The sequence below is a fragment of the Bradyrhizobium sp. 76 genome (assembly GCF_023073025.1).
Lineage (GTDB): Bacteria > Pseudomonadota > Alphaproteobacteria > Rhizobiales > Xanthobacteraceae > Bradyrhizobium.
Genome location: NZ_JADPIS010000069.1, coordinates 1 through 513 on the forward strand (window position 1 = coordinate 1; position 513 = coordinate 513).

Genomic DNA, 513 nt, shown 5'->3' on the forward strand with positions numbered 1-513 from the left:
GGCAGCATGAGCCGCTTGGCGAAGCTTGCCGCCGGCGGATCTTCGCAGAGCGGTTCGGAGAAGACATCGTCCCGCTTCGACGGCGCCGGACGGCACGGCTGGAGTACATCGTCCATCACTTGGGGTTGGCGCTCGGCGGCCGGCCGGCGGCAAGCTTGGCCAAGCGGCTCATGCTGCCCGTCAGCAACGATACCTTGCTACGGGTGATCCGCCGGCGGACGGCGATGCCCACAGATCCGTTGCTTGTTGTGGGCATCGATGACTGGGCGTTCCGGAGAAACCATCGATACGGGACGATCGTGTGCGATTTGGAGCGTCGGCGGATCGTTACCCTGCTGCCCGACAGGGAAACTGCGACCGTTCAGGCGTGGCTATCGAAGCACCCAGCGATCAACATTGTGTCGCGAGATCGCAGTGGTGGATACGGCGAGGCAGCAGCCAAGGCGCTGCCGAACGCCATCCAAGTCGCCGACCGCTGGCATCTGATGGAAAATGCGAGCGCGGCCTTCCTTG

Annotated in this window: 1 protein-coding gene; it reads left to right on the top strand. The window is 64.1% G+C overall.

Going from position 1 to position 513, the window contains the following annotated elements; translation table 11 throughout:
* Window positions 1-513 (top strand): ISL3 family transposase (locus tag IVB48_RS15900; protein WP_247400754.1); only part of this gene is annotated, 513 nt, incomplete at both ends.